22 protein-coding genes are annotated in these 25,144 nt (G+C 33.2%); 6 read left to right on the top strand and 16 right to left on the bottom strand.

Annotated elements, in window-relative coordinates; translation table 11 throughout:
- Positions 1–104: 104 nt before the first annotated feature.
- The 3 genes from cmk to lon all read right to left on the bottom strand — a co-directional run bounded on the left by cmk (position 105) and on the right by lon (position 4,490).
- Positions 105–794, bottom strand: coding sequence for a (d)CMP kinase (gene cmk, locus IRZ80_RS06245; RefSeq protein WP_194640697.1), 690 nt, complete (start codon positions 792–794; stop codon positions 105–107).
- 36 nt (positions 795–830) lie between these two features.
- Complete coding sequence (porQ, locus tag IRZ80_RS06240; protein ID WP_194640696.1) at positions 831–1,853, bottom strand: type IX secretion system protein PorQ; 1,023 nt, start codon at positions 1,851–1,853, stop codon at positions 831–833.
- Between the two features lie 183 nt (positions 1,854–2,036).
- A complete protein-coding gene (gene lon / locus IRZ80_RS06235; protein WP_194640695.1) occupies positions 2,037–4,490 on the bottom strand; it encodes an endopeptidase La in 2,454 nt (817 codons plus the stop codon).
- Between the two features lie 400 nt (positions 4,491–4,890).
- Between lon and IRZ80_RS06230 the strand changes: the two genes are divergently transcribed.
- Genes IRZ80_RS06230 through IRZ80_RS06215 form a run of 4 tightly spaced genes read left to right on the top strand, consistent with a single transcriptional unit; the run spans position 4,891 to position 7,796 of the window.
- Positions 4,891–5,445, top strand: coding sequence for an RNA polymerase sigma factor (locus IRZ80_RS06230; RefSeq protein ID WP_194640694.1), 555 nt, complete (start codon positions 4,891–4,893; stop codon positions 5,443–5,445).
- Positions 5,442–5,984, top strand: a complete 543-nt coding sequence (locus IRZ80_RS06225) for an anti-sigma factor (RefSeq protein WP_228520817.1) — start codon at positions 5,442–5,444, stop codon at positions 5,982–5,984. Before IRZ80_RS06230 ends, IRZ80_RS06225 begins: the two co-directional genes overlap by 4 nt.
- A complete protein-coding gene (locus tag IRZ80_RS06220) occupies positions 5,968–7,038 on the top strand; it encodes a hypothetical protein (protein ID WP_194640693.1) in 1,071 nt (356 codons plus the stop codon). Before IRZ80_RS06225 ends, IRZ80_RS06220 begins: the two co-directional genes overlap by 17 nt.
- A 38-nt stretch (positions 7,039–7,076) precedes the next feature.
- The gene (locus IRZ80_RS06215) at positions 7,077–7,796 is read left to right on the top strand and encodes a head GIN domain-containing protein (RefSeq protein ID WP_194640692.1); all 720 of its coding nucleotides are present in this window, start codon (positions 7,077–7,079) and stop codon (positions 7,794–7,796) included.
- Between the two features lie 120 nt (positions 7,797–7,916).
- On the opposite strand, the gene IRZ80_RS06210 is transcribed toward IRZ80_RS06215, so the two are convergent.
- The 7 genes from IRZ80_RS06210 to IRZ80_RS06180 all read right to left on the bottom strand — a co-directional run bounded on the left by IRZ80_RS06210 (position 7,917) and on the right by IRZ80_RS06180 (position 19,115).
- The gene (locus IRZ80_RS06210; RefSeq protein ID WP_194640691.1) at positions 7,917–8,552 is read right to left on the bottom strand and encodes a hypothetical protein; all 636 of its coding nucleotides are present in this window, start codon (positions 8,550–8,552) and stop codon (positions 7,917–7,919) included.
- A 684-nt stretch (positions 8,553–9,236) separates the two neighbouring features.
- Entirely contained in the window at positions 9,237–10,565 is a 1,329-nt protein-coding gene (locus IRZ80_RS06205; protein ID WP_194640690.1) for an MFS transporter, read from the bottom strand.
- 138 nt (positions 10,566–10,703) lie between these two features.
- Positions 10,704–12,611: a 1,4-alpha-glucan branching protein GlgB gene (gene glgB / locus IRZ80_RS06200; protein ID WP_194640689.1), complete on the bottom strand. Its 1,908-nt coding sequence runs from the start codon at positions 12,609–12,611 to the stop codon at positions 10,704–10,706.
- A gap of 34 nt (positions 12,612–12,645) precedes the next feature.
- On the bottom strand, positions 12,646–14,283 hold the full coding sequence (locus IRZ80_RS06195) for a maltokinase N-terminal cap-like domain-containing protein (RefSeq protein ID WP_194640688.1): 1,638 nt from the start codon (positions 14,281–14,283) through the stop codon (positions 12,646–12,648).
- Positions 14,283–16,214, bottom strand: a complete 1,932-nt coding sequence (locus tag IRZ80_RS06190; RefSeq protein WP_194640687.1) for an alpha-1,4-glucan--maltose-1-phosphate maltosyltransferase — start codon at positions 16,212–16,214, stop codon at positions 14,283–14,285. Before IRZ80_RS06190 ends, IRZ80_RS06195 begins: the two co-directional genes overlap by 1 nt.
- A gap of 200 nt (positions 16,215–16,414) precedes the next feature.
- Positions 16,415–17,695, bottom strand: a complete 1,281-nt coding sequence (locus IRZ80_RS06185; RefSeq protein WP_194640686.1) for a glucose-1-phosphate adenylyltransferase — start codon at positions 17,693–17,695, stop codon at positions 16,415–16,417.
- Positions 17,685–19,115 carry a glycogen synthase gene (locus IRZ80_RS06180; protein ID WP_194640685.1) on the bottom strand — a complete coding sequence of 477 codons (1,431 nt, stop codon included), beginning with the start codon at positions 19,113–19,115 and terminating at the stop codon, positions 17,685–17,687. Before IRZ80_RS06180 ends, IRZ80_RS06185 begins: the two co-directional genes overlap by 11 nt.
- A 194-nt stretch (positions 19,116–19,309) precedes the next feature.
- On the opposite strand from IRZ80_RS06180, the gene IRZ80_RS06175 reads away from it, so the two are divergent.
- Both IRZ80_RS06175 and msrB read left to right on the top strand, forming a co-directional pair.
- Positions 19,310–20,179, top strand: coding sequence for an alpha/beta fold hydrolase (locus tag IRZ80_RS06175; RefSeq protein ID WP_194640684.1), 870 nt, complete (start codon positions 19,310–19,312; stop codon positions 20,177–20,179).
- 100 nt (positions 20,180–20,279) lie between these two features.
- Complete coding sequence (msrB, locus tag IRZ80_RS06170) at positions 20,280–20,672, top strand: peptide-methionine (R)-S-oxide reductase MsrB (protein ID WP_194640683.1); 393 nt, start codon at positions 20,280–20,282, stop codon at positions 20,670–20,672.
- A gap of 82 nt (positions 20,673–20,754) precedes the next feature.
- Here msrB and IRZ80_RS06165 read toward each other — a convergent pair whose 3' ends face one another.
- The 6 genes from IRZ80_RS06165 to lpxA form a co-directional block, all read right to left on the bottom strand.
- On the bottom strand, positions 20,755–21,183 hold the full coding sequence (locus IRZ80_RS06165; protein WP_194640682.1) for a hypothetical protein: 429 nt from the start codon (positions 21,181–21,183) through the stop codon (positions 20,755–20,757).
- Between the two features lie 142 nt (positions 21,184–21,325).
- Positions 21,326–22,198 (bottom strand): succinate--CoA ligase subunit alpha, encoded by an 873-nt coding sequence (gene sucD, locus IRZ80_RS06160; RefSeq protein WP_194640681.1) that lies wholly within the window; start codon positions 22,196–22,198, stop codon positions 21,326–21,328.
- A gap of 89 nt (positions 22,199–22,287) precedes the next feature.
- A complete protein-coding gene (locus IRZ80_RS06155) occupies positions 22,288–22,647 on the bottom strand; it encodes a nuclear transport factor 2 family protein (RefSeq protein WP_194640680.1) in 360 nt (119 codons plus the stop codon).
- Between the two features lie 2 nt (positions 22,648–22,649).
- Positions 22,650–23,579, bottom strand: a complete 930-nt coding sequence (locus IRZ80_RS06150; protein ID WP_194640679.1) for a UDP-3-O-(3-hydroxymyristoyl)glucosamine N-acyltransferase — start codon at positions 23,577–23,579, stop codon at positions 22,650–22,652.
- Positions 23,580–23,675: 96 nt separating this feature from the next.
- Positions 23,676–24,242, bottom strand: coding sequence for an elongation factor P (gene efp, locus IRZ80_RS06145; RefSeq protein WP_194640678.1), 567 nt, complete (start codon positions 24,240–24,242; stop codon positions 23,676–23,678).
- Between the two features lie 95 nt (positions 24,243–24,337).
- Entirely contained in the window at positions 24,338–25,123 is a 786-nt protein-coding gene (gene lpxA, locus IRZ80_RS06140) for an acyl-ACP--UDP-N-acetylglucosamine O-acyltransferase (RefSeq protein ID WP_100430762.1), read from the bottom strand.
- Between the last annotated feature and the right edge of the window lie 21 nt (positions 25,124–25,144).

The raw sequence follows: 25,144 nt of genomic DNA, 5'->3' as shown, positions 1-25,144 counted from the left end.
CGAGTGTGTTATTTCTTTTGAGGAGTATGTGAAAAGCCTTTAAAACAAACTTCTGTTTATTTTAAAGGCTAAAAAACTTATATTTTTTATATGTTTAAAGAAAGTTATGAATTTATAACTTCATTAACCAATTCTAAAACAACTTCAAACTGTTCTTTACGGTCCAGATACGAATTGTCTACTTCTATCGCATCTTTGGCGATTACTAAAGGAGAATCTTCTCGGTGTGTATCAACATAATCGCGGTCCACCACATTCTTTAAAACTTCTTCATAGGAAACTGTATCTCCTTTTGCCTGCAGTTCGTCAAAACGTCTTTGTGCACGGGTATCAGCACCGGCTGTCATGAATATTTTAAGTTCGGCATTGGGGAAAACAACGGTACCAATGTCTCTTCCGTCCATGACAATTCCTTTCTCTCTGCCCATTTCCTGCTGCTGTTCCACAAGCTTGGCGCGTACTTCTGAAATTGCTGCAACTGTACTGACAAAACTGGAAACTTCCAGAGTCCGGATTTCAGTTTCTACATTAATATCATTCAGATACATTTCGGCAAAACCTAATTCGGGATTGAATTTAAAATGCAGTTTTATCGAAGATAGGCTGTCTATTAATTTATCTTTATCCAAAAATTCGATTCCAATACAATTATTCTGCATTGCAAATAAAGTGACTGCGCGGTACATTGCACCAGTATCTACATATACATAACCCAAATGTTTTGCTAATTGTTTCGCCAAGGTACTTTTACCTGTAGATGAAAATCCATCTATTGCTATGGTGATTTTTTTCATGTCTATGTTCTGTTATCTATATTCTTTTTTCTAAAATCATTCTCCAAAATTAATAATCAATCCAAATAAACTAGTGTTTCCTGCTAATGTATATTTAGAATAGGAGTAATTTAGTTTTAATTTATTCAGTTTGAGTCCAAAACCCAATGAAAGTCCTGAAAAATTGCGCTGATCCTGTATCTGCAGCTCTTGACCTCTTCTAAAATTGTAGCCCAATCTTATATTAAATGCTTTCTTGGGAAAAAGTTCTGCACCAAAAATCATGTGACGCAGCGCATTGTTAAAAAAAGATACTTTTTCTTCTGTTACCGTGCCATCAATAGAAGTTTCAGAATTAACAGGATTTGAAAAAGACAAATTCCATTGCTGTAAATTTTCAATTGTCAAGTGCCAGCGCAAAGGTACGTGTTCTAACTCCTGAGATACTCCAGCAATAATTTCAAAAGGAAGCTGCTCTCTAGTCCCATCATAAGTAGTAAATTGAGTTCCAATATTCATTAAAGTCAAAGCCCAATTCACATCATTTTTTTTATCAATATATACCATTCCTAAATCTACCGCTCCTCCAAATGAGCTGTAACTTTCCAATGTAGACTGAATAAGTTTTGTGTTGGCACCAATGTGAATATCGGTGTAAGGAATATTGTAGGCATAACCAAGAGAAAGTGCTATTTCACTTCCGGTAAATGAATTTGTCTGTACTCCATTTTCATCATATCCGTCAAATTTTCCGTAATTAATGTAATTGATTCCGGCTTGAAATGTCTGCAGATGCTGATCATAAGTGTAGGCATATGAGGCTGTGCCGTAAGTGACTTCCTGATAGTAATTTCCGTAATTTAATGATAAACGATTGTGCATTTCGTCATTGATTGACGCAGGATTGAAAAGTGCCTGATTGACATCTTCATCATAAATAGTAATCGTTTTTCCGCCTAATGCAGCTTGTCTTGGTGAAGTAATCAAATTTAAAAACTCATAAGTATATTTCCCTCCTGTTTGTCCGTAGGAAACAGAACAAATTAGCAGAGAATAATAAAATAAAAGTTTTTTGAACATACAATAATCAAAAGAAGGTTTGATATTTCAAGATTCAAACTTACAAAAATAACAGCTAATAATAAGGTAAAAAACAAATTGCTTTCGCCTGTTAGCAATCGCTCGAGTCCAAATCCCAATTTTCAGATATTAATCAGAACTGGAATTTGGAATTTTGCTATTTGTAATCTAAAATATTGAAATTTATTTCAACTCTTTTGCGTTTTTAACTTTGTCTTTTGTAATGGCTAATTCTAAAACTTCGCTCATTTCTTTAACATAGTGAAAAGTTAGACCTTCTAAATATTCGGGTTTGATTTCATCAATGTCGCTTTTGTTTTCGTGGCATAAAATGATTTCTTTAATATTGGCTCTTTTGGCTGCCAGTATTTTTTCTTTAATTCCGCCAACAGGCAGTACTTTTCCTCTCAAAGTAATTTCTCCTGTCATGGCCAAGTTTTTCTTAACTCTTTTTTGAGAAAGTAAAGAAACCAATGATGTCAGCATGGCGATTCCGGCACTTGGTCCGTCTTTTGGTGTAGCTCCTTCCGGTACGTGTAAATGAATGTTGTATTTATTCAATACTTCTGGATTCAATCCCAGTAATTCAGCGTTTGCCTTAATGTATTCTAAAGCAATTGTGGCTGATTCTTTCATTACAGTGCCTAAATTCCCTGTAATAGTCATCGATCCTTTTCCTGGTGAAAGTAAAGACTCAATAAATAAAATATCACCTCCCACGCTAGTCCAGGCAAGACCTGTTACTACACCAGCTACTTCGTTATTTTCGTATTTGTCTCTTTCCAATCTTGGAACACCTAAGACTTTTATAATATCTTCGTCTGTAACTTTTTTATTGTATTCTTCTTCCATCGCTACTGCTTTGGCTGCGTTACGGACAATCTGAGCAATTTTATTTTCCAGACCGCGTACACCTGATTCACGTGTGTAACCTTCTACGATTTTTTCTAATTGTTTTTTGCCAATAGACAAATCTTTTGGTTTAAGTCCATGAGCTGTCAATTGTTTTGAGAACAAATGTTTTCTGGCAATTTCAACTTTTTCTTCGATAGTGTAACCTGACATTTTTATGACTTCCATACGGTCAATCAATGCAGGCTGAATTGCTGCCATATTATTAGAAGTGGCGATGAACATTACTTTGGATAAATCATAGCCCATTTCAAGGAAATTATCATAAAAAGCACTGTTTTGCTCTGGATCCAAAACCTCTAATAATGCAGATGATGGATCACCGCTATGGCTGGAAGATAATTTATCAATTTCGTCCAAAACAAATACAGGATTTGAAGTTCCGGCTTTCTTTAAACTCTGAATGATTCTTCCTGGCATTGCACCAATGTAAGTTTTCCTATGTCCGCGGATTTCGGCTTCATCACGCAGTCCGCCTAATGAGATACGAACATATTCTCTTCCCAATGCCTCGGCAACAGATCGCCCAATCGATGTTTTACCAACACCTGGAGGTCCTGTTAAACAGATAATTGGCGACTTCATATCGTTTCTTAATTTAAGCACGGCCAAATGTTCGATCATTCTCTTTTTGACATCTTCCAAACCAAAATGATCTTTATCTAATACTTTTTGAGCGTGTTTTAAATCAAAATTATCTTTTGAGAATTCACCCCAAGGCAATTCTAAAAATAATTCTAAATAATTTCTTTGAATACCAAAATCAGGAGCCTGTGGATTCATTCTGCGCATTTTTGACAATTCTTTATCAAAATGCTTCATTGTTTTTTCATCCCATTTTTTACTTTTGGCCTTCTGGCTCATTTCGTCCATTTCTTCCTCCTGCGAAACACCTCCCAATTCTTCCTGAATGGTTTTCATCTGCTGATGAAGGAAATATTCTCTTTGCTGCTGGTCTAAGTCAAAACGAACTTTAGACTGAATATCATTCTTAAGCTCTAGTTTCTGTAGCTCAATATTCATGTAGCGAAGCGTTTCCAAAGCACGTTCTTTCAGCCCATTAATCGACAATAAATCTTGTTTTTCCTTTACTGATAAATTCATATTAGAAGAAACAAAATTGATTAGAAACGAAGGGCTTCCAATGTTTTTTATAGCAAATGTAGCTTCAGTAGGAATATTTGGGCTTTCGCTGATAATTTTTACCGCTAATTCTTTTACTGAATCAATAATTGCATTGAATTCAGTATCTTTTTTAGCAGGTCTTTTTTCAGCAACTTCTTTGATTTTTGCTTTTAAATAAGGTGTTTCCGAAACTACTTCAGAAATTTCGAAACGTTTTTTCCCCTGAAGGATAACTGTTACATTCCCATCGGGCATTTTTAAAACACGAAGAATACGTGCTACGGTTCCAATTTTATTGATATCATCAAAGGTAGGATCTTCATCGTCTTCATTGATTTGAGCCACTACTCCAATTACTTTTCCATCAGTGTTGGCGTCGTTTATCAATTTTATTGATTTATCTCTTCCAGCCGAAATTGGAATTACTACTCCCGGAAACAAAACGGTATTGCGTAAAGGTAAAATAGGTAAAAATTCCGGTAATTCTTCATTATTCATTTCTTCCTCATCTTCTGGAGTCAATAATGGAATTAATTCGGCTTCCGAATCAAATTCTTGAAGTGACAGATTGTCAATAGTGAGTATTTTATGGTTTGACATAGCAGTATTTAAGTCTTTTTGTCATTAATTTTTTAGATAGGAACGCAAATATAAGGTATAGTAACAATATTCTGATCTAATATTGTTGTATAAATAGATTAAAATATTCGAGCCTTAATAAGGCAATGATTATGCCAAAATAAAATTCTTCTTTTATTTTCTTTAATTAAGCATACTATTAATAAAAAGCCAAACTCTAGAATTTGTTTTCTAGGAGCAGACACATTGGGATTTTTCAAAAAGCTTGGTTCCCGATAGCAATAGAAATAACTTCTTTCATAATTACCTTTTGAAAGATTGAAAAAACCTAGATTTAAAAGTGTAAAAAGTTAAACTAATTTTATAAAACTGTAACATATCAAAAAAAATCATGTCTTTATTATAAATCATTACTATTTAATTGAATTTGACCCACCAAAATATCGAAGATTTAATTACGCTCTGCAAAGAGAATAATCAGAAAGCACAATTTGAGATTTATAATCGCTATTGCAAGGCGATGTATAATGTGGCCTATAGAATTGTGAAAGATGAGCATTTTGCTGAAGACGTTATGCAGGAAGGTTTTTTGAAGGCATTTACCAAAATAAATGATTTCAAACAGGAAGTTGCCTTTGGTGCTTGGCTGAAAAGGATTATAGTCAATTACAGCATCGATTTTTACAAAAAAAACAATCAATTTAAAACAGAAGATTTTGAAAAAACACTTTATAAGCTAGAAGAGAACGATAATGACCGGGAAGAAAAATTAGACTTTAATGATTTAAAAGTTAAGCAGGTTCTGGATGCTATTCAGTCCTTAAAATACAATTACAGCATGGTTTTAACTTTGTTTTATATAGAAGGTTACGACCAGGAGGAAATAAGCGAAATTCTTAAAATTAGTTATGCAAACTGTAGAACAACTTTGAGCAGAGCTAAAGAAAGCTTAAGAAAAAAATTAAATGAGTTATGAAAATGAATAATGAAAATGAAAAATTAGACCAGCTATTTGAAAATTTTGATAATCAGTGGGATGTTCATGAATTGGACAGCCAGCATTCGGATAGGTTTTCAAAGAAATTGGATCTGAAAAAGAAAAAAAGAAACTACAGTTTTATCTATGCTGTCGCTGCTTCAGTAGTTGTTTTGCTGGGTGTGTCATTATTGTATAGAAACAATGACAGACCAAAAGAATTGAAATTTGCCTCTAAAGAAACTAAACAGACAGATTCAATTTTTACCGTATTAATTAAGAATGAATTAGAAAAAATTCACGAGAAAAAATCACCTGAAAATGAAAAAATTATTAGCGACGCTTTAAAACAAATGAAATCGCTGGATAGCGATTATGACAAAATTATGCATGAATTGGAAGTTAACGGCGAAAGCAAGCCTATTATTTATGCAATGATCAGTAATCTGCAGACACGGATTTCTTTTTTGCAGAGTGTTTTGCAGCGTATCGAAGAATCTGAAAAACTTAAAAATTTAAACGATGAAAAAACAATTTAAAATATTCCTGATACTTTTTTTAATTCCTTTTTTAGGATTTTCTAATGATGATTTAAGCTATACGAAACAGAAAAGCATTAATAAAGCTTATATAGTAAATAGCGATGCAGGCATCAACATAGATAACTCATACGGTAATATCCTTGTTACTACCTGGAATGAAGATAAAATTAAAATTGATGTCCTTATCAAAGTCAGCGGTGACAGTGAAAGATGGGTGAGTCAAAAACTGGATGCTATTGATGTGAATTTTATTGCGCTGAAAAGTATGGTTACGGCCAAGACTGTAATTGAAAATTTCGCTTCCAAAAATAATGGAAAAAATGATAATTTCGAAATCAATTACACTATTAAGATTCCAAAAAATGGATCGGTAATCTTGAATAATAAATATGGCAATATTAGCGCAACCAATCTGTTTTCCACCACGGATATCAATTGTAAGTATGGCAAAATTAATTTAGCAAACCTAAATGGGAACAGCAATAGAGTCCAAATTGGCTATTGTTCAAAATCTACTATCGATTATTTAAAAAATGGCTCGATAAACTCAAAATATTCTGAATTGTCAATAGATCGTGTTGCCAAAATTGATTTGGTCTCTGATTATTCCGAAATAGAAATTGGAGATGGCAGTGATGTAAAATATAATAGTAAATATGGCAGTATCAAAATTGATAAGGTTAATTCCTTGGATGCAAATGGTAATTATTTGTCAATAGATATTGGATCGATTACCAATCAATTAAGATTATATACCAAATACAGTAATGTTTCAATTGATGATATTCAGCCCAAAGCGAATAATATTGCCATTGCGGCGGGTTATACCGGTATTAAGATAGGCTTTGATTCGAATTATATTTTTGATTTTGACATTAGTGTGAAGCATGCTGATTTTAAATTCGATAATGAATTAATTTTCAGATTAAAAGAAGAATCTAATTATACCAAAAGAGTAAGTGGTTATTTCAAGAAAAAAGGAGAAAACAAAGTCACAGTTACTTCCGAATATGGTAATGTAAAGTTGTATAAAAACGATGTTCAGAAATAGTTTCAATCATAATCAATAAATCTTTAAATCAATTAAAAATGAAAAAATCACTAGAATTAATCCTTTTAGGAACTTTCCTTGTTACAGTTATTGGATATGCTCAAGGAAGTAAAATTAAGGGGAATGGAAAAATAGTTACTGAAAAAAGAGCTACAGGCGAGTACGATCAAATTAGAGTTTCAGGCTTTTTTGATGTTGTATTGGTCTCTGGAAAAGAAGGGGCAATAACAATTACTGGTGAGGAAAATATCTTGCCTTATGTCAAGGTCGAAGTAAAAGATAATGTTTTACAAATTCATGTGGAAAAAAATATGAGTATCAGTACCAAGAAAAATCTCGTTTTGATAGTACCCTTTGAACAAATTAGTGCTGTTTCGCTATCTGGCTCAGGTAATGTGGAATCAAAAAGTAACATTGTGGCTTCAAGTTTTAAAGCCAAACTGTCTGGTTCTGGTGATTTGAAACTGGACGTCAATGCCACCGATTTTGAAATTAATCTTAGTGGATCGGGAGATGTTGTATTGTCTGGAAATTCGGATAACTTCAATTCTAAAATGTCAGGTTCGGGTGATATTGATGCCACTAATTTAATTACAAAGAAAGCTAACCTGACTATTTCAGGATCTGGTGACATGATAGTAAATTGCAGCGATAGTTTGTATGCACGAGTTTCAGGCTCTGGCGATATTGCTTACAAAGGCAATCCGGCATCTAAAGATACCAAAGTGAACGGTTCTGGTGAAATTTCAAAAATTTAGCGGTTTTCTAGACTATCTTTTTGTAGGATATTTTTTTGTACTGTTTACAGGAGATAATTTGCAAGCATAAAAAAAGAGGCAGTTTGCCTCTTTTTTTATGCTTTAAATCAAATGATTTTATTATCTAATATGGAAAAAATCAGCATTGGTACGGTTATTCCCTAAAGAAGCTATAATTCCAAAAGTTAAAGCAAACTGACTGCTTGAAAATTTGCCTGGATTTGGATAAGTTGTGTTTTTTCCATTGTAATAAACATCTTGTTCCATAATACTTTTGTAAGTTGCATCAGCAAAAAAAGAAACTTTATCATTAAATGCCCATACAGGCTTAATTCCAAAAACTACAGCTCCAATGTAGTCACGGTCATTGTATTTACTTGACATTGCACCTGCATTAAGACCACCATGAAGTAACATTGTAAAATTATCTGAATCACCATATAATTCGAGAGTTTTACCTATATTATAAACTAATTCTAGACCCACTAGTTTTTGTTCATTTCTTTCATTTAAATTATTTATAAAATAATCATAATTTAAGCTTCCTAATAATCCTATATTCTCATTTAACATATATCGTAAAGCTCCTTGAAAATGTCTTTTAGAGATACTTTCATTTCTTGCTCCTGATGGAGAAAGTTTAGATAATGGGATTCCTAATCCAATTCCGGCTTCAAGGAATAATTTGTCGTATCGAAAGGATTGTCCTTGAACCATAGCGGTCATTAGTAGAAATGCAAAAACGATTTTTTTCATAATTGATTAATTTTTTTTTATATATATTATAGATTGATGGGGTTATTATAAAAGCATCCCTAACAAAATAAGCATCATATTGATCTGAAAATTATAAGAAAAAAGTTGTTATAATTTTATTTTTTTTCACTTCTTAAAAACTGAACTGAAAAATATATTTAACTAAATCTCCGTAATTATTTCCAACATTATAAAGCTAATTTTGTGCAAATATAATTGACTGTAATTTAATTATTGTAAAAAAAAAGAGACGGAAGTGTGATTATTATGAAATTAATTAATAATGTACTGTAAGTCAGTTGTTTATTCAAGTAATATTTTACCCTAAAAACCAATTGATATCAATAAAAATTAAAAAATCTGTTTTTTAATCTTTTAAATGGCTAATTAATCATTAAAAAGACTCATCAGTTTATTATAAATACACCTGTAATGCTAATTAAAACAAACAATAAACCAATACTTTTTTCTCTTGAATTGAATTAAAAAACTATTTTAATTTGATAAGGTTTTATTTGTAAAAATGGCATTTAATTTTTCTATTAGAAAAATTAAATGCCATAGAGGAGTAAGACTAAATTATAGAGAATACAAATCTGTATTTTGGTAAATACATTTTAACGTTGTTGGATTTTATATTTTTTCACTTTAAAAAAAGAATTGTTTTTATTTGAAAACAGTAGTTTATTTCGATACAGCCTCATTTTTTGGAACTCTATTCAAAAGCAAAACACCAATTACAAAAAATACGGCCAAAAAAACAATTGCTAATCTTGGGCTTCCTGTAATTTGATCAATAATGCCATACACACACATTCCTATTACAATTCCAATTTTTTCGGTTACATCATAAAAGCTAAAAAAGGAAGCTGTATCCTCAGTTTCTGGTAATAGCTTGGAATAAGTAGAACGTGATAATGCCTGAATACCTCCCATTACAAGGCCTACTAATGCTGCCATTATATAAAACTGCACAGGAGTGACAATAAAATAAGCTGCAGAACAAAGTAAGCACCAAAAACAATTGATTATGATAAGTGTTGGTAAGTTTCCGAATTTAGCAGATGCTTTTGAAGTTAGAATTGCCCCAGCTACGGCTACCAGCTGAATTAATAAAATACATATAATTAGTCCTATCTGACTTTGACTGCTCGATTCCCATGCTATTTCCTGCGAACCAAAATACGTGGCGATGAGCATTACCGTCTGAACAGCCATACTGTAAACAAAAAAGCTAATTAAATATCTTTTTAACGGAATATTGGCTTCTAATTGCCCCAAAACTTTTTTGAGTTCTTTAAAACCATTAAACACTACAGTTTTGGTTACTTTTCTATCGGTGTTTTTATTTCCTTTAGGCAAATAATAATAAGTATATTGGCTGAAAAGTATCCACCAGATTCCAACCATAACAAAGGAATATTTCATCGCTTTCATGGCCGCTTCTCCTTTACTTCCTGTAATTCCAAAAGTATCCGGCATCATTACCATTGCTAAATTTAGAATTAATAAAATAACACTGCCGATGTAGCCCAAAGAATAGCCCTTGGCACTTACTCCATCCTGCTGTTCAGTATATGCTATATCTGGCAGATAAGAGTTGTAAAATACTAAACTGCCCCAAAAACCTATTAAACCAAAAAAATAGAAAAATAAACCAACATAAATGTTTTCTAAACTAAACCAATTTAAACCGATACAGGAACAAGCTCCTACATAACAAAAAAACTTCATGAAAGATTTTTTATTTCCTACATAATCAGCTATTCCTGATAATAATGGCGAAAAAATAGCAACCATTAAAAAAGCGGCAGCGGTAACAAAACTAATTAACGCAGAGTTTTTTAAATGAAGACCAAAAACGTCTATATAATGATCTCTTTCTGAAAATAATGCTTCGTAAAAAATTGGAAATATTGCTGAAGAAATCACCAATGGATATACTGAATTTGCCCAATCGTAAAATGCCCATGCGTTTAATAATTTTTTATTGCCTTTTGCTAAGTCTGCCATGTTTGTCTTTTTTGTTTATTCTGCGAATGTATTTATTTTTAATTTGTAATAATCAAAATTGAAGTAATCACAGTATTATTTTTTTAATATTATATCTTATTGTTTAGTTATCAGTAGTATCTTTTTTTATAATTGAACTCATTCTATTTTAAAAATGATTACTCCCAATGGCGGAAGTTTAATTACTGCAGAATATGCTTTTCCATCATACGGAGTATTATTTATTACTGGTTCTTTATTAGATTTTACACCGCTGCCGCCAAAAGCGGTATCATCACTATTAAATATTTCGCTTAATTTTCCTGATTTAGTAACACCTATCTGATAATTTTCTCTTACTACCTGTGTAAAATTCAGGACAATGATTAAATCGTCTTTAGGATTGTTTCCTTTTCGGATGAATGACATTACTGCATTTTCATGGTCTGAATAATTAATCCATTCAAAACCCTCAGGACTAAACTGTTTTTCATACAAAGCAGGCTCCGTTTTGTATAATTGGTTGAGTTTTGTAATTGTCTTTTTTATTCCATTGTGAAAATCATATTGAAGCAAGTGCCAATCCAGACTATTTTGAAAATCCCACTCCCTGCTTTGCCCAAATTCTGCTCCCATAAATAGTAATTTGGTTCCGGGATGTGCAAACATATAACCATAAAGTAAGCGCAGATTTGCAAATCGCTGCCATTCATCACCAGGCATTCTTCCTAGAATAGATCTTTTTCCATATACTACTTCATCGTGTGAAAGAGGAAGCATAAAATTTTCAGTATAGGTATAAGTCATTGAGAACGTTAAATCGTTTTGATGGTATTTTCGATACACGGTTTCTTTTTGAAAATACTCCAATGTATCATGCATCCAGCCCATCATCCATTTCATTCCAAAACCTAATCCTCCAGCGTAAGCAGGCCTTGAAACCATAGGGAACGAAGTGCTTTCTTCGGCAATAGTCTGTACTCCTTCATAATTGCCATAAACGGCTTCATTAAAGTCTTTTAAAAAGCTGATAGTATCCAGATTTTCTCTTCCGCCATAAATATTTGGCTCCCACTCACCTTCTTCTCTGGAATAATCCAAATACAGCATAGAAGCCACTGCGTCTACTCTAAGACCGTCAATATGATAATGATGCAGCCAAAACAGCGCATTACTTATTAAAAAGGAACGGACTTCATTTCGCCCATAATTAAAAACTAAGCTTTTCCAATCCGGATGGTAACCTTTTCGACGGTCTGGATGCTCAAATAAATTAGAACCGTCAAAAAAGCCCAGACCATGAGCATCTTCTGGAAAATGTGACGGAACCCAGTCTAAAATCACACCAATACCAGCCTGATGAAGTTTATCTACCAATGTCATAAAATCCTGAGGATTCCCAAAACGAGAGGTAGGTGCAAAATAGCCGACCAATTGATAACCCCACGAAGGATCATACGGATACTCCATAACAGGCATAAATTCCACATGAGTAAAGCCTGTTTCTTTGACATATTTTACTAAATCTTCAGCATATTCCAGATAAGTTAAAAAACGGTTTTCTTCACCATGTCTTTTCCATGAGCCCAAATGAACTTCATAAACAGAATATGGTTTGTCTAAATCGTTATGCTCTTTTCGGGTCTGCATCCATTTTTTATCTTCCCACTTATAATCAAGATCCCAGATAACAGAAGCAGTATGTGGTGGTTTTTCGCAGTAAAAAGCAAATGGGTCTGCTTTTTCTGTAATAATTTCCTCATTATGGGATTGTATTTTATATTTGTATGTGGTTCCCTGCTCTATCCCTGGAATAAAACCTTCCCATATTCCTGATGAATCCCATCGTACCTGTAAAGGATGTTCTCCCTGTATCCAATAATTAAAATCTCCTACAACCGAAACCGTTCTTGCTGATGGCGCCCATACTGCAAAATAAACACCTTTCACTCCATCCACTTCGATAAGATGAGCTCCTAATTTTTCGTAAAGTCTGAAATGTTTGCCGGCTTTGAATAAATCAATGTCGAAATCTGTAAAAAGGGAATAGGTCTGTACTTTGTTCATTGTGTATTTTTATTTTTTTCTTGTGAAATTGTAATCAATTAATTGTATTAAACCCCATTATACTGGCAACTCCTGTTAATGGAATTACTGACCATCTGGGACGGGAATTTAATTCATAACCCAATTCGTAGATTGCTTTTTCAAGAAGACAGTATTTTAGTAAAAAATCAATTTCTTTTTGATAGCCAATATTTAAATTACCAGATTGAGCCACTTCAGTATAGGTATTTAGAAAAACGCCTACAAAATATTTGTATAAAATTTCTCCTGCCTGAAAAAGTTCTTCCTGCGTATAAGGATATTTATCATTGCTGTTGAATATAGTGGCATAAATTGCATAATGAAAGGATCGAAACATTCCTGCTACATCTTTTAATGGCGGCTGTTTTACTTTTCGATCCCTGATCGTACTTTCCGGTTCTCCTTCAAAATCAAGAATGCAAAAATCATCACCATTCACTAAAACCTGGCCTAAATGATAGTCACCATGAATGCGGATCCGTTCCGATTTCATCTGAGTCCAGTCAAAATCAAGGAAAACTTTTCTGATTTCTTTTTTATTGTCCAAAAATTTATTAGCTAACTCTAATTCTAAACCATCTAATTTGTGCAGATTATTTTCTAAGATATTCAATCGGTTTTGAAATTGATAAGTCAATCTGTTTTTTAGCCAAACAGAATAATCACCATTATAAGTAAGAGGTGTAAAAGCGGTTTCATGAATATCGCTTCCAAGTGCTATATGCATTTCGGCGGTTCGGGAAGCTAAAGTTTGAATTCTTAAAAAAATACTCAGTCCAGCCCAATCAATTATTTCATGGGGTACATCTTTTAACGGAAGCCTTTTAAATAATTCTATTTCTGGAAGTCTGCTCACTGTGATCTTTTTGGTGCTCAGATTTTCAAAAATCCGGTCAGCTTCTTCCAGCATATATTTCCATGCATCTCCCTGATTGGGAACCAATTCCTGCATTAGTCCCAGCGTAATATTTCCTTCCGAAAAGACAATACTGATACTTCCGGTATAGGCTGGTGAATGCTTAAAGTTCATTCTTTCAGTAAGAAAACGGCTGATTTCATAATCCGGATTCATACTGATATATATTCTTCTAAAAATTTTCAACACTAAATTGTCATTAAAAACTATTGAAGTATTGCTTTGTTCTACCCCCATAAAATGAGAGGAAATATATTCTTTGGCATGCAGTTTTTTTCCTTTGTGAAAGCTTACTTTAGTTTCTTCATCTTTTTTGGAATGAATAATTTTTTCAAAAAGTAATTTTCTGAAATCTTCCTGATGCAGAGCATCTACAAGATAACCTTCTTTTTCATTCATTACTACCGGAGCAATAATAGTATTAGTATCTAAATCTTTTTGCGGTAAAAAAGCCAGAGGCATAAAGTAATGCTGGTAAAAAGCTTCTTTAAAATTAACTTCTAATAAAACACCGTAATATGTATTGTCTGCTGAAGTAATTTTGAAGGAATGTACAATTTCAATGTATTTTAATGTACTGGCTTTACCTCCATACCACCTTTTGTTGATAATGTAATTTTCTAAAATATCGGAAGCAAAAATTTTAATAAAACTTTCGTCTTCAAAAGCATTTTCCCAGTCTGTATGAAATACAAGCGGGTTTTTATATTCGGCTTCGTTAATTTTATCAACCATTATTTCTGAATTTTAAATAGATGAAAAGGCAATTCTGGAGGGAGTTCAGCATAATTCCATTCATTATTCCATGAATAGGTATTTCCGGTAATCAAATCATCAATCTGGATGTTATGGCTCTCAAGTTGTGATGGAAGTTTTATCATTGCTTTGCCGGTATGATACGGATCAAGACTGACAATCATCAGTGTTTCGTTTTGTTTATTATCATCGAATTTATAATAAGCGATTACTTGATCATTATTGGTTTCGCAAAAAACAATATTATTGGTCTGCTGTAATGAAATTTGTTCTTTTCTGATTGTGTTTATTCGTGTTATCAGCGTAGTGAGTTTGTTTTTTATGTTCCAGTCCCAGGTATAGCATTGGTATTTTTCAGAATGCAGGTATTCTTCTTTTCCAGGAGCCATAGGTGTGCTGACCATATATTCAAAAACGGGTCCGTAAATTCCAATATTTGAACTTAATGTGGCTGCGAGGAAATATTTTTGCAAATGGACAGATTCGTTTCCATTCTGTAGAGCAAAAGGGTTAATGTCTGGTGTGTTTGGCCAAAAATTGGGGCGGTAAAATTCTTTTTGCTCAGTTTTGGTCAATTCTTCAACATATTCGGTTAACTCCTGTTTGGTATTTCTCCATGTAAAATAAGTGTAAGACTGGCTGAAGCCTTGTTTGGCCAGCTCATTCATTATTTTAGGACGTGTAAAAGCTTCTGCCAAAAATAAAACATCTGGATGCTTCTTTTTGATTTCGGCAATTAACCAGCCCCAAAAATAAAATGGCTTGGTATGCGGATTATCAACTCTGAATATTTGAATACCGCATTCTTCAATCCAAAATAAAGCAACATCAAGCAGTTCTTTCCAAAGATTCTTCCAGTCAGAACTCTCAAAATAAATAGGCTGAATATCCTGATATTTTTTTGGAGGGTTTTCGGCATACTGTACGGTTCCGTCAGGCCTCCATTTGAACCATTGCGGAAAATCTTTTACATAAGGATGATCCGGTGCGGCCTGCAGGGCATAATCCATTGCGACTTCAATTCCTAAATCTTTAGCTTTTTGTACCAATTCTTTAAAATCTTCGATAGAACCTAATTCAGGATGTGTTGATTTGTGTCCGCCGTGATGGGAACCAATTCCCCAAGGAGAGCCTACATCACCATATTCAGCATTTGTGGCGTTGTTTTTTCCTTTTCGGTTTACTTCCCCAATAGGATGAATCGGCGGAAAATAAAGCGTATCAAATCCCATTTCAGCAACTCTGGGAAGGAGTCTTTCGCAGTCTTTGAAAGTTCCGTGTTTTCCTTCTTCAGAAGAAGCTGACCGCGGAAAAAATTCATACCAAGTACTGAAAAGCGCTTTTTTTCGGTCAACATATATTTCTAAATCAATTGATTTATTTTCTAAAAATCGGACAGGATATTTTTTGAAAATACTGATAAGCCTTTCTGACTTTGTTTCTCTTACAGCATTATCGTATTCTGATTCAGTTGTGAAATAATATACCAGCTGATTAAGGTATTCATTGTCAGAAGCATCAACTGCACTAAGGATTTCACGGATATACTCTGCTCCTTCCAGCAGTTCTGATTTTACATATTGATTGTCATTGATTTTTCGTTCAGTACCATGCTGCCAGTTTAGTGCATAATCTACCCAGCCTTCTACAAAATAAGTATATTTTCCCTGTTTTTCTACATGGAATTCAGCTGACCATTCATCATTCTGATTATGAACCATTCGGACTTCATTCCAGTTTTTATCAAATTCGTGTTTGAACTTAACACAGCATTCTATGACATCATGACCATCTGAAAAGACTTCGGCTGTTACAGATACTTTTTGGCCAACGATTCTTTTAATGGCAAAACTGCCGCTATTAAGCTGCGGCAAAACATTTTCTATTATGATACGGGTTTGATTCTGCATGATATTGGTAAAATTGGATATATAATTGGATATTTATTTAGGGTAACTAATTTAAATAAATTTGGATATTTATGCAATTGTTTGTGTCTATAAAATACCTTTTACACCAAACCGAAGTCCAATAAATTGTACTGTCTATTTGGTGTAATCAGTTTTAGTAGTAGAAAAAATATAACTTGTTAATGCTTATTTACTTGAAGTTATTTAACGGTAAAGTTGTTTGGAATTATAGCTCCTTTTCGAATTACAACAATTCCTTCTTTAACACAATACAATTCGGTTACTGTGTCAGCGAGATGAGTACCTCCTTTAATATACACATCATCCCCTATTCTGCAGTTTTTGTCTACGATTGCATTATGAATAAAACATCTTTCACCAATACCAATTAATGGGATCTTGTTCTGAATGTTTTCATTAATATCCTCTATACTTTGGTATAAATCATTACCCATTACATAACTGTGCTGGATTACAGTACCCTCGCCTATTCTAGAGCGGTTACCTATAACAGATTTGGTAATCTCTTTGGCATGAATAATACATCCCTCTGAAATTAAAGATCTTTCGACTAATGTATTATGAAATTTGGATGGAGATAATAAACGAGGTCTGGTGTAGATTCTATTGTCATTATCAAATAAATTAAATTGAGGAATATCGTCTGTTAATCCAATATTTGCTTCAAAAAAAGAATCAATATTTCCTATATCAGTCCAATAGCCTTCGTATTGATAACTTAAGAGCTTGTTGTTTGCTACAGCTTGCGGAATAATTTCTTTTCCAAAATCTTTAGTTTCAGGGTCAGACATCAATTCAATTAATAGCTTTCTATTAAAAATATAAATCCCCATAGAAGCCAGATAGAGTTTTCCCTGCCTTTTCATTTCATCGCTTACTTCTGATGTCCAATCAGGTAATAATTCCTTGGCAGGTTTTTCTATAAAGGATTGAATTGTGCTGTCTGAATTCGTTTTTAAAATTCCAAATTCAGGAGCATCTTTGTCATTTACAGGCAATGTGGCAATAGTAATATCTGCTTCGGCTACAATATGGGCTTCAATCATTTCATTAAAATCCATTTGATATAATTGGTCACCGGATAATATTAGTGCATAATCAAATTCATGGTTTAAAAAGTGCGGCATACATTGTCGTACTGCATCAGCAGTTCCCTGAAACCATGTGGGATTGTCTGGAGTCTGTTCTGCAGCTAAAATATCAACAAATGAATTACTGAAAAATCCAAAATTATAAGTATTTTTAATATGCGCATTTAGAGAAGCCGAATTAAATTGTGTCAATACAAACATTTTGTATATATCAGAATTAATGCAGTTTGAAATAGGAATATCTACTAATCTGTATTTTCCGCCAATTGGTACAGCAGGTTTTGATCTTCTTGCAGTTAAGGGAAATAATCTAGAACCCTGACCGCCTCCTAAAATAATAGCGATAACATTTTTCTTTTTAGTTTTCATGTCTTTTTCCAATAATTAAATTATATAATTCTATATATTCCTGGCTTACGTGTTCCCAGGAATGGTCTGTATTCATTCCTTTAATTCTAATTTGGCCGATCGCATCTTTATCTGAATATAGATTTACGGCTCTTTGTATAGCATCACAAATGTCTTCTGCAGATGCCTGATCGTGGCAAATACCATTTCCATTATCTTCAAAATCAATAATAGTATCTCTTAGTCCGCCGGTTCTTCTTACTATTGGAATTGTTCCATAGCGCATTGCATACATTTGATTTAATCCGCAGGGCTCAATGCGTGAAGGGATTAAAAGAAAATCAGATCCGGCATAAGTTTTATGGGCTAATTCTTCATTATAACCTATATGAACATGATAGTTTTCTTTATATACTTCCAATAATTGCTTAAGCTGATTTTCTATTTCAATATCTCCATATCCTAAAATTAAGAAATTTATTTCATTTTTATATGTAGTCAAAGCTGATGATATGGTTTTAGCCAATAAATCGGCTCCTTTTTCATTATATAATCTTCCAATAAAACTAAAAAGGGGTTTATCTGGATTCATCTTAAAAAGAGAACACAAATGCTCTTTGTTTTTTTGTTTTCCTTCACTAAAGTCAGTCACTGAGTAATTCATTTCTAACATTGTATCTCTGCTTGGATCCCAAACATCCATATCAATTCCATTAAGTATACCTCTTGACTTGTTTCTTACCCGCTGAAATAATGTTTCAAGACCATTGTCAGAATAATTTATTTCGTTCAGATAAGTTGTTGACACAGTTGTGATTTCGTCCGAACATTTTATCGCTGACGCCAATGAATTAATGCAGTTTCCCCATTCTAATTCTTTTATGTGTATTAAATCAAATTCAGGCAGATAATATAATTTGTTAAACGTGAATATTCCTTGATACAATCCGTTATGAATTGTAATAATTGCAGCAACATTTTTTAATTTTTCATATTTGAAGCAATAATTCTTCATAAAAGGTATTAACCCTGTATGATGATCGTGACAATGAATAATGTCTGGTATCGAGCTTAGCCCAGAAATCCAGTCTAAGACAGCAATTTGAAAAGATAAAAACCGCTCGATATCATCTCTATAGCTGTAAACATTTGGCCGGTCAAAGAGTTCAGGTATTTCAATTAAATAAAGCTCAAATCCCAGTTTATCTGTTGTCTCTTTTAGTACGCTGTAAGGAAAATTAAACTGCCCTAATTTTAATTTTCCCCAATGAATGCATTCAAAATTATTTTCTAACCTAAATACTGTCTGGTAACATGGAATAGCCACGCTAACATTATTGTTTTTATTGTTTTGATATTTTGGTAATGAACCAATTACATCAGCTAATCCCCCCACTTTTGCAACTGGGTAACATTCTGCACCCACGTGAAGTATTTCCATCCAATTATTTATTTAAATTCTCTTAAAAAAAGGCTTATATTTTCAGACGTTTCAATAGTTTACTAAATTTAAAAAACTACAAACTTTATTGCGAAAAACTAAATTATATTAACATTAAATTTATAGTACTTTTGTGTTTTTTAAATTTAGTTAAAAAAAGTTAACATTTAAAGACTTTTAATAATTTTATCAATATGACAAAAAATGCTTCAAATCATACTAAGCCTTTAAAAATTCCAAAAATTATCTTACTATCTAGTAAGGTTATTGCGTTTCTGTCTATAAAATGGGCTGTTGTGTATGCTTCGAAATTATTCATTACACCAATAAAACATAAGATTCCAAAACGAGAAATTGAAATGGATGAAAAAAGCATACAGCAAATGATTACAGTTCCATCAATAAACAGAAAAATAAATATTTACGAATACGGAAAAAACGATTCAGGCAAAAAAGTGCTTTTAGTTCATGGCTGGTCCGGAAGAGGCACTCAGCTGTGTAAGATTGCAAAAGAAATGGTTAATTTAGGTTACCAAACAGTAAGTTTTGACGCTCCTGCGCATGGGAAATCACCTGGAAATTCGACAATTATGATTGACTTTATTGCATCTATTATTGAAATTGACAAGCAGTTCGGGCCTTTTGAAATTGCTGTTGGCCATTCATTGGGAGGAATGTCTGTTATGAATGCGATAAAAGAAGGATTGAAGGTTGATAAAGCTGTTATTATTGGAAGCGGAGATATTGTCCAGGATATTACTGATGATTTTGTAGCTAAATTGGGTTTAAAACCAATTATAAGCAAACTGTTATGTGAGCGTTTTGAGCACAAATATGGCGGAAAGATGAATGATTACAGTGCTTATAAAGCAGCAGAAATAACTTTGATTCCTACATTGGTTATTCATGACAAAAATGATCCTGAAGTATCCGTAAAAGCAGGAATACATATTCATAAGCATCTTAAAAACGGAGAATTAATGCTGACTGAGAAACTTGGTCACAGAAAAATACTGGCAGATCATCAAGTGATTGAAAAAATAATTAATTTTATTAAAAAATAATAATCATGAAATCGTCATTAACCATAAGTTTGCGTTAGCAAAATACCAATAAAAAAAGGCGATAATATATATGATAACTAAAAAATAAATTTCACCTATTATGAATTATCCTTTTGTAAAATCAGAGAAAGAATGGGAAGAAGAATTAGGTTCTGAACGGTATAGAATTCTTCGTCAGAAAGGAACTGAATATCCGCATACAGGAAAATATAATCTGCATTTTGAGAAGGGTCATTATTGCTGCGGAGGCTGCGGTACTCCCCTCTTTGAAAGCAATTCAAAGTTTGATGCACATTGTGGCTGGCCTTCATTTGATGAATCAATACCAGGAAAAGTAGAATATATACCTGATGCAACACATGGAATGACCCGAACCGAAATTGTCTGTGCAAATTGTGGCGGGCATTTAGGTCATGTTTTTGAAGATGGTCCGACAAAAACAGGACAGCGGTATTGTGTGAATTCTTTATCAGTGGATTTTAAAGAAAAATAAAGCTTTCATTTAAAAAACCGATAAAAACAAAAAATGCTTTACTGAAATGTAAAGCATTTTTTGTTTTTAAAAGATAATGTATTTAAAAAGCTATATTCCATCTTGGAAGTTTTCCGGTTTCGTCTAAGAAATTTTGCAAAACCTGTCCTTCAACACTAGTAGGGATTGATTTTACAGTATCATTAAAAGTTTCAAACCAATAAACTTCAAGCGTATCAATACTTTCTTTTTTCATTTGTGCAGGCCAAGAATATTTTCTTCCTGTTTTTGCAAATTGATGTCCATTTACAATTTTGTCATAAAGACCTCCGTTTTTACTTTTTAAAGTCCCGTCATTCTGAACGGTTCCTGTAGAACCAGCCATTATTAATTCTTTAGTATCATTTGCCACAGCATAAACAATAAAAACGCCGCTTCCAGTTTGTGAAGCATTACAAACTGCTTCTAAATTATCTTCCTGTGTAAATGTAAAATTTCCATTTACAGTAAACTTTTCTAATTCTTTGTACATATTTTAATTTTTTAAGCAACAAGATTCTTATAGTCTGAATTGCTAAGTTTTTGATTATTTTCCAGACATTTTAAAAATGTAAAAAAGTCTCAACAAAATATTGAGACTTTTTTTGGAATTTATTATTTAAATAAATTGGAGATTATCCAAGTACTTCTTTAACTTTCTTTCCTATTTCAGCAGGAGAATCAACAACGTGAATTCCGTTGTCTTTCATAATTTGTTTTTTAGCAGCAGCTGTATCATCGGATCCTCCAACTATAGCACCAGCATGTCCCATTGTACGTCCTGCAGGAGCAGTTTCACCAGCGATAAAACCAATAACTGGTTTGCGGTTACCATCAGCTTTGATCCATTTAGCAGCATCAGCCTCTAATTGACCTCCAATTTCACCAATCATGATGATGCACTCAGTTTCTGGGTCGTTCATTAATAACTCTACCGCTTCTTTGGTAGTTGTTCCAATGATTGGGTCACCGCCAATTCCGATAGCAGTAGTGATTCCTAACCCTTGTTTTACAACCTGATCAGCTGCTTCGTAAGTTAAAGTTCCAGATTTTGAAACGATTCCAACAGTTCCTTTTTTGAAAACGAAACCTGGCATAATTCCAACTTTAGCTTCACCTGGAGTAATAACTCCTGGACAGTTTGGTCCGATTAATCTAGCATTTCTTTGTTTAACATAGCTGTTTGCTTTAATCATATCAGCAACAGGTATTCCTTCTGTAATTGCAATAATTACTTTAATTCCTGCATCTGCAGCTTCCATAATAGCATCTGCAGCAAAAGCAGGCGGTACAAAAATAATTGAAGTATCAGCTCCAGCTTGAACAACTGCATCTTTTACTGTATTGAAAACCGGTAAATCTAGATGTGTAGTTCCTCCTTTTCCTGGAGTAACACCGCCAACAACATTTGTACCGTACTCAATCATTTGAGTAGCGTGGAATGTTCCTTCGCTTCCCGTGAATCCTTGAACAATTATTTTTGAATCTTTATTAACTAAAACACTCATGATATATTTTTTATGTAGTTTTTAAAATTGTTTCGCAAAAGTAAGTCTTTTGTAATTATTTTAAACTTATTTATAATAAAAATAATTAACTAAATTTGACTCATTTGATAACCTCTGTATAATTTATTGTCTTTTATTTCCCATATAATCATCATATGAGCCAAAAACATTTCTTCTCTGGGATTCTCTATTGTTTTTACATAATGTGTAAAACGAACTGAAACCGTATTTCCTTCTTCTACAATATGACTGATTCTTGCTTTAGTCCGTACATAAGCTCTGCTAATATCGTAAGTTAAGCTTAGTATAGCTTCATAATCCATTTGAATAAAACCTTTGCTGCTATTCCAATCCAAAATACATTCCGGATGCAAATATTCTTTCATTATCTCAGGGTTAATGAAGGCATCTGATTTATAAAAATTTTTTACAATTTCCTTAGCAGACATAATTATTTCAATTTATTTAAAATCTCAGGAATCTTCTTAATATTTGCTAATTGCTTTAATTTTTCTCTTGATTCTTCAATTGGTGTGCCAAAATAGCTTTTTCCGCCCTCAATTGATTTTGTTACTCCTGTCTGTCCCATAATGACAGCATTGGCACCTATAGTAATACCGCTCGTAGTTCCAACTTGTCCCCAAATTGTAACTTCATCTTCAATAATTACACAGCCTGCAATACCTGTCTGAGAAGCAATTAAACATTTTTTACCGATAATCGTATCGTGGCCGACATGTACCTGATTATCAATTTTTGTGCCTTCGCCAATAATTGTATCTCCAGTAACTCCTTTGTCAATTGTACAAAGGGCTCCAATTCCAACATTATCTTTTATGACAACACGGCCTCCTGACAGCAATTGGTCATAGCCTTCGGCTCTTTTTTTGTAATAAAAAGCATCAGCTCCAAGGACAGATCCGGAATGAATAATCACGTTGTTACCTATAATTGTATGGTCATAAATTGAAACATTAGCATGAATCAGACAATTTTCACCGATAGTGACATTGTTTCCAATGAAAGCGTTTGGCTGGATAACGGTTCCTTTGCCAATTTTTGAAGAAGGAGAAACTATAGCATTTGCCTGCGCGAAAGGTTTGAAATGCTTAGTCAAAATATTGAAATCTCTAAAAGGATCATCAGAAATCAATAATGCTTTGCCTTCAGGACATTCCACTTTTTTGTTTATTAAAACAATCGTAGCTGCAGAGTTTAAAGCTTTTTCGTAATATTTTGGATGGTCAACAAAAACAATATCACCAGGTTCAACAACATGAATTTCATTCATACCTTGGATTGGAAATGCTGCATCTCCTACAAATTCACATTCAAGTAAATCTGCAATAAATTGTAGAGAATAAACTTTTGGGAATTTCATCTTTTTAATTAGATAATTTGAAAATTAGAAAATGTGATAATTAGGTAATTTGTTAACTGACTAATTATCACATTGATTCATTGTCTAATTGACAAACTACTCTTTCACTCGTTCCATGTAAGAACCAGTAGCAGTATCAATTTTTATTTTGTCTCCTTCGTTAATAAACAATGGAACGTTTACAGTTGCACCAGTTTCAACAGTTGCAGGTTTTGTAGCATTGGTTGCTGTATTTCCTTTAACTCCTGGTTCAGCATAAGTTACTTCCAAAATCACTGATGGAGCCATATCTACAGATAATGGTAAATCAGTTTCAGTATTAATCTGGATCATTACATTTTCTCCTTCTTTTAACAAATCTGGAGAATCTAGAACATTTCTGTTTAAAGTAATCTGCTCAAAAGTTTCAGCATTCATGAAATGGAAATCATTCCCTTCTGGGTATAAAAATTGGAAAGTATGAGTTTCTACTCTTACTGTGTCGATTTTATGTCCTGCAGAAAAAGTATTATCCAGAACTTTTCCATTTGTCAAAGACTTTAATTTAGTTCTTACAAATGCAGGTCCCTTTCCTGGTTTCACATGAAGGAACTCAATGATTTTGTAAATATCGTGATTGTGCTTTATGCAAAGCCCGTTTTTAATATCTGATGTAGATGCCATTTTTGTGTTTTTTTGTTAATTCGTTTTTTTTGTTAATCTTTTATTTATTTGCCGATTAAACGATTTGATAAATAAACGATTAACCGACTTTTTTTTTAATAATTTCCAGTGTATCCTTTCATAACGCCACGAGATGAATTTCGGATAAAATCTAATATTTCATCACGTTCAGTCGTAGCTTCCATTTCGGCTTCAATAATACCAATTGCCTGAGTTGTATTGTAGTTTTTTTGATAAAGAATGCGATATATGTCCTGGATTTCTCTTATTTTTTCTGTTGAGAATCCTCTTCTTCTTAGTCCTATGGAATTGATTCCTACATATGATAAAGGCTCTTTTGCTGCTTTTGTATAAGGAGGAACATCTTTTCTTAATAAAGATCCTCCGGAAATCATAGCGTGATCTCCAACACTTATGAATTGATGAACAGCTGAAAGACCTCCGATAACTGCGTAATTTCCAATTGTCACGTGACCGCCCAGTAAAACACCGTTTACAATGATTGCGTTGTCACCTACATGGCAGTCGTGAGCAATATGCGCGGCAGCCATAATCAGGCAGTTGTTTCCGATAGTGGTCTGTCCAGAAGCTATAGTTCCTCTGTTTATGGTAACACATTCTCTGATGGTACAGTTATCACCTATAATGGCTAGAGAGTCTTCTCCGCCAAATTTTAAATCCTGCGGTACAGCAGCAATTACTGCCCCAGGGAAAATGTTACAATTTTTGCCAATTCGTGCACCTTCCATTATAGTAACATTAGAACCTATCCAAGTTCCGTCTCCGATAATAACATTGTTATGTATCGTTGTAAAAGGTTCAATTACAACATTCTTGGCGATTTTTGCACCTGGATGAACGTATGCTAACGGTTGATTCATATATTTTGTTTAGTCGTTTAA

The organism is Flavobacterium sp. HJJ, from assembly GCF_015351475.1.
GTDB classification, from domain to species: Bacteria; Bacteroidota; Bacteroidia; order Flavobacteriales; family Flavobacteriaceae; genus Flavobacterium; species Flavobacterium marginilacus.
The sequence above is the reverse complement of the archived record's forward strand: the minus strand, read 5'-3'. Positions and strand labels throughout refer to the sequence as shown.

Excerpts from the sequence above, each read along its gene's own strand:
- cmk (WP_194640697.1), bottom strand. The coding sequence starts at position 794 with ATGAAAAAAATCACCATAGCAATAGATGGATTTTCATCTACAGGTAAA.
- porQ (WP_194640696.1), bottom strand. The coding sequence starts at position 1,853 with ATGTTCAAAAAACTTTTATTTTATTATTCTCTGCTAATTTGTTCTGTT.
- lon (WP_194640695.1), bottom strand. The coding sequence starts at position 4,490 with ATGTCAAACCATAAAATACTCACTATTGACAATCTGTCACTTCAAGAA.
- IRZ80_RS06225 (WP_228520817.1), top strand. The coding sequence starts at position 5,442 with ATGAAAATGAATAATGAAAATGAAAAATTAGACCAGCTATTTGAAAAT.
- IRZ80_RS06220 (WP_194640693.1), top strand. The coding sequence starts at position 5,968 with ATGAAAAAACAATTTAAAATATTCCTGATACTTTTTTTAATTCCTTTT.
- IRZ80_RS06215 (WP_194640692.1), top strand. The coding sequence starts at position 7,077 with ATGAAAAAATCACTAGAATTAATCCTTTTAGGAACTTTCCTTGTTACA.
- IRZ80_RS06210 (WP_194640691.1), bottom strand. The coding sequence starts at position 8,552 with ATGAAAAAAATCGTTTTTGCATTTCTACTAATGACCGCTATGGTTCAA.
- IRZ80_RS06205 (WP_194640690.1), bottom strand. The coding sequence starts at position 10,565 with ATGGCAGACTTAGCAAAAGGCAATAAAAAATTATTAAACGCATGGGCA.
- glgB (WP_194640689.1), bottom strand. The coding sequence starts at position 12,611 with ATGAACAAAGTACAGACCTATTCCCTTTTTACAGATTTCGACATTGAT.
- IRZ80_RS06195 (WP_194640688.1), bottom strand. The coding sequence starts at position 14,283 with ATGGTTGATAAAATTAACGAAGCCGAATATAAAAACCCGCTTGTATTT.
- IRZ80_RS06190 (WP_194640687.1), bottom strand. The coding sequence starts at position 16,214 with ATGCAGAATCAAACCCGTATCATAATAGAAAATGTTTTGCCGCAGCTT.
- IRZ80_RS06185 (WP_194640686.1), bottom strand. The coding sequence starts at position 17,695 with ATGAAAACTAAAAAGAAAAATGTTATCGCTATTATTTTAGGAGGCGGT.
- IRZ80_RS06180 (WP_194640685.1), bottom strand. The coding sequence starts at position 19,115 with ATGGAAATACTTCACGTGGGTGCAGAATGTTACCCAGTTGCAAAAGTG.
- IRZ80_RS06175 (WP_194640684.1), top strand. The coding sequence starts at position 19,310 with ATGACAAAAAATGCTTCAAATCATACTAAGCCTTTAAAAATTCCAAAA.
- msrB (WP_194640683.1), top strand. The coding sequence starts at position 20,280 with ATGAATTATCCTTTTGTAAAATCAGAGAAAGAATGGGAAGAAGAATTA.
- IRZ80_RS06165 (WP_194640682.1), bottom strand. The coding sequence starts at position 21,183 with ATGTACAAAGAATTAGAAAAGTTTACTGTAAATGGAAATTTTACATTT.
- sucD (WP_194640681.1), bottom strand. The coding sequence starts at position 22,198 with ATGAGTGTTTTAGTTAATAAAGATTCAAAAATAATTGTTCAAGGATTC.
- IRZ80_RS06155 (WP_194640680.1), bottom strand. The coding sequence starts at position 22,647 with ATGTCTGCTAAGGAAATTGTAAAAAATTTTTATAAATCAGATGCCTTC.
- IRZ80_RS06150 (WP_194640679.1), bottom strand. The coding sequence starts at position 23,579 with ATGAAATTCCCAAAAGTTTATTCTCTACAATTTATTGCAGATTTACTT.
- efp (WP_194640678.1), bottom strand. The coding sequence starts at position 24,242 with ATGGCATCTACATCAGATATTAAAAACGGGCTTTGCATAAAGCACAAT.
- lpxA (WP_100430762.1), bottom strand. The coding sequence starts at position 25,123 with ATGAATCAACCGTTAGCATACGTTCATCCAGGTGCAAAAATCGCCAAG.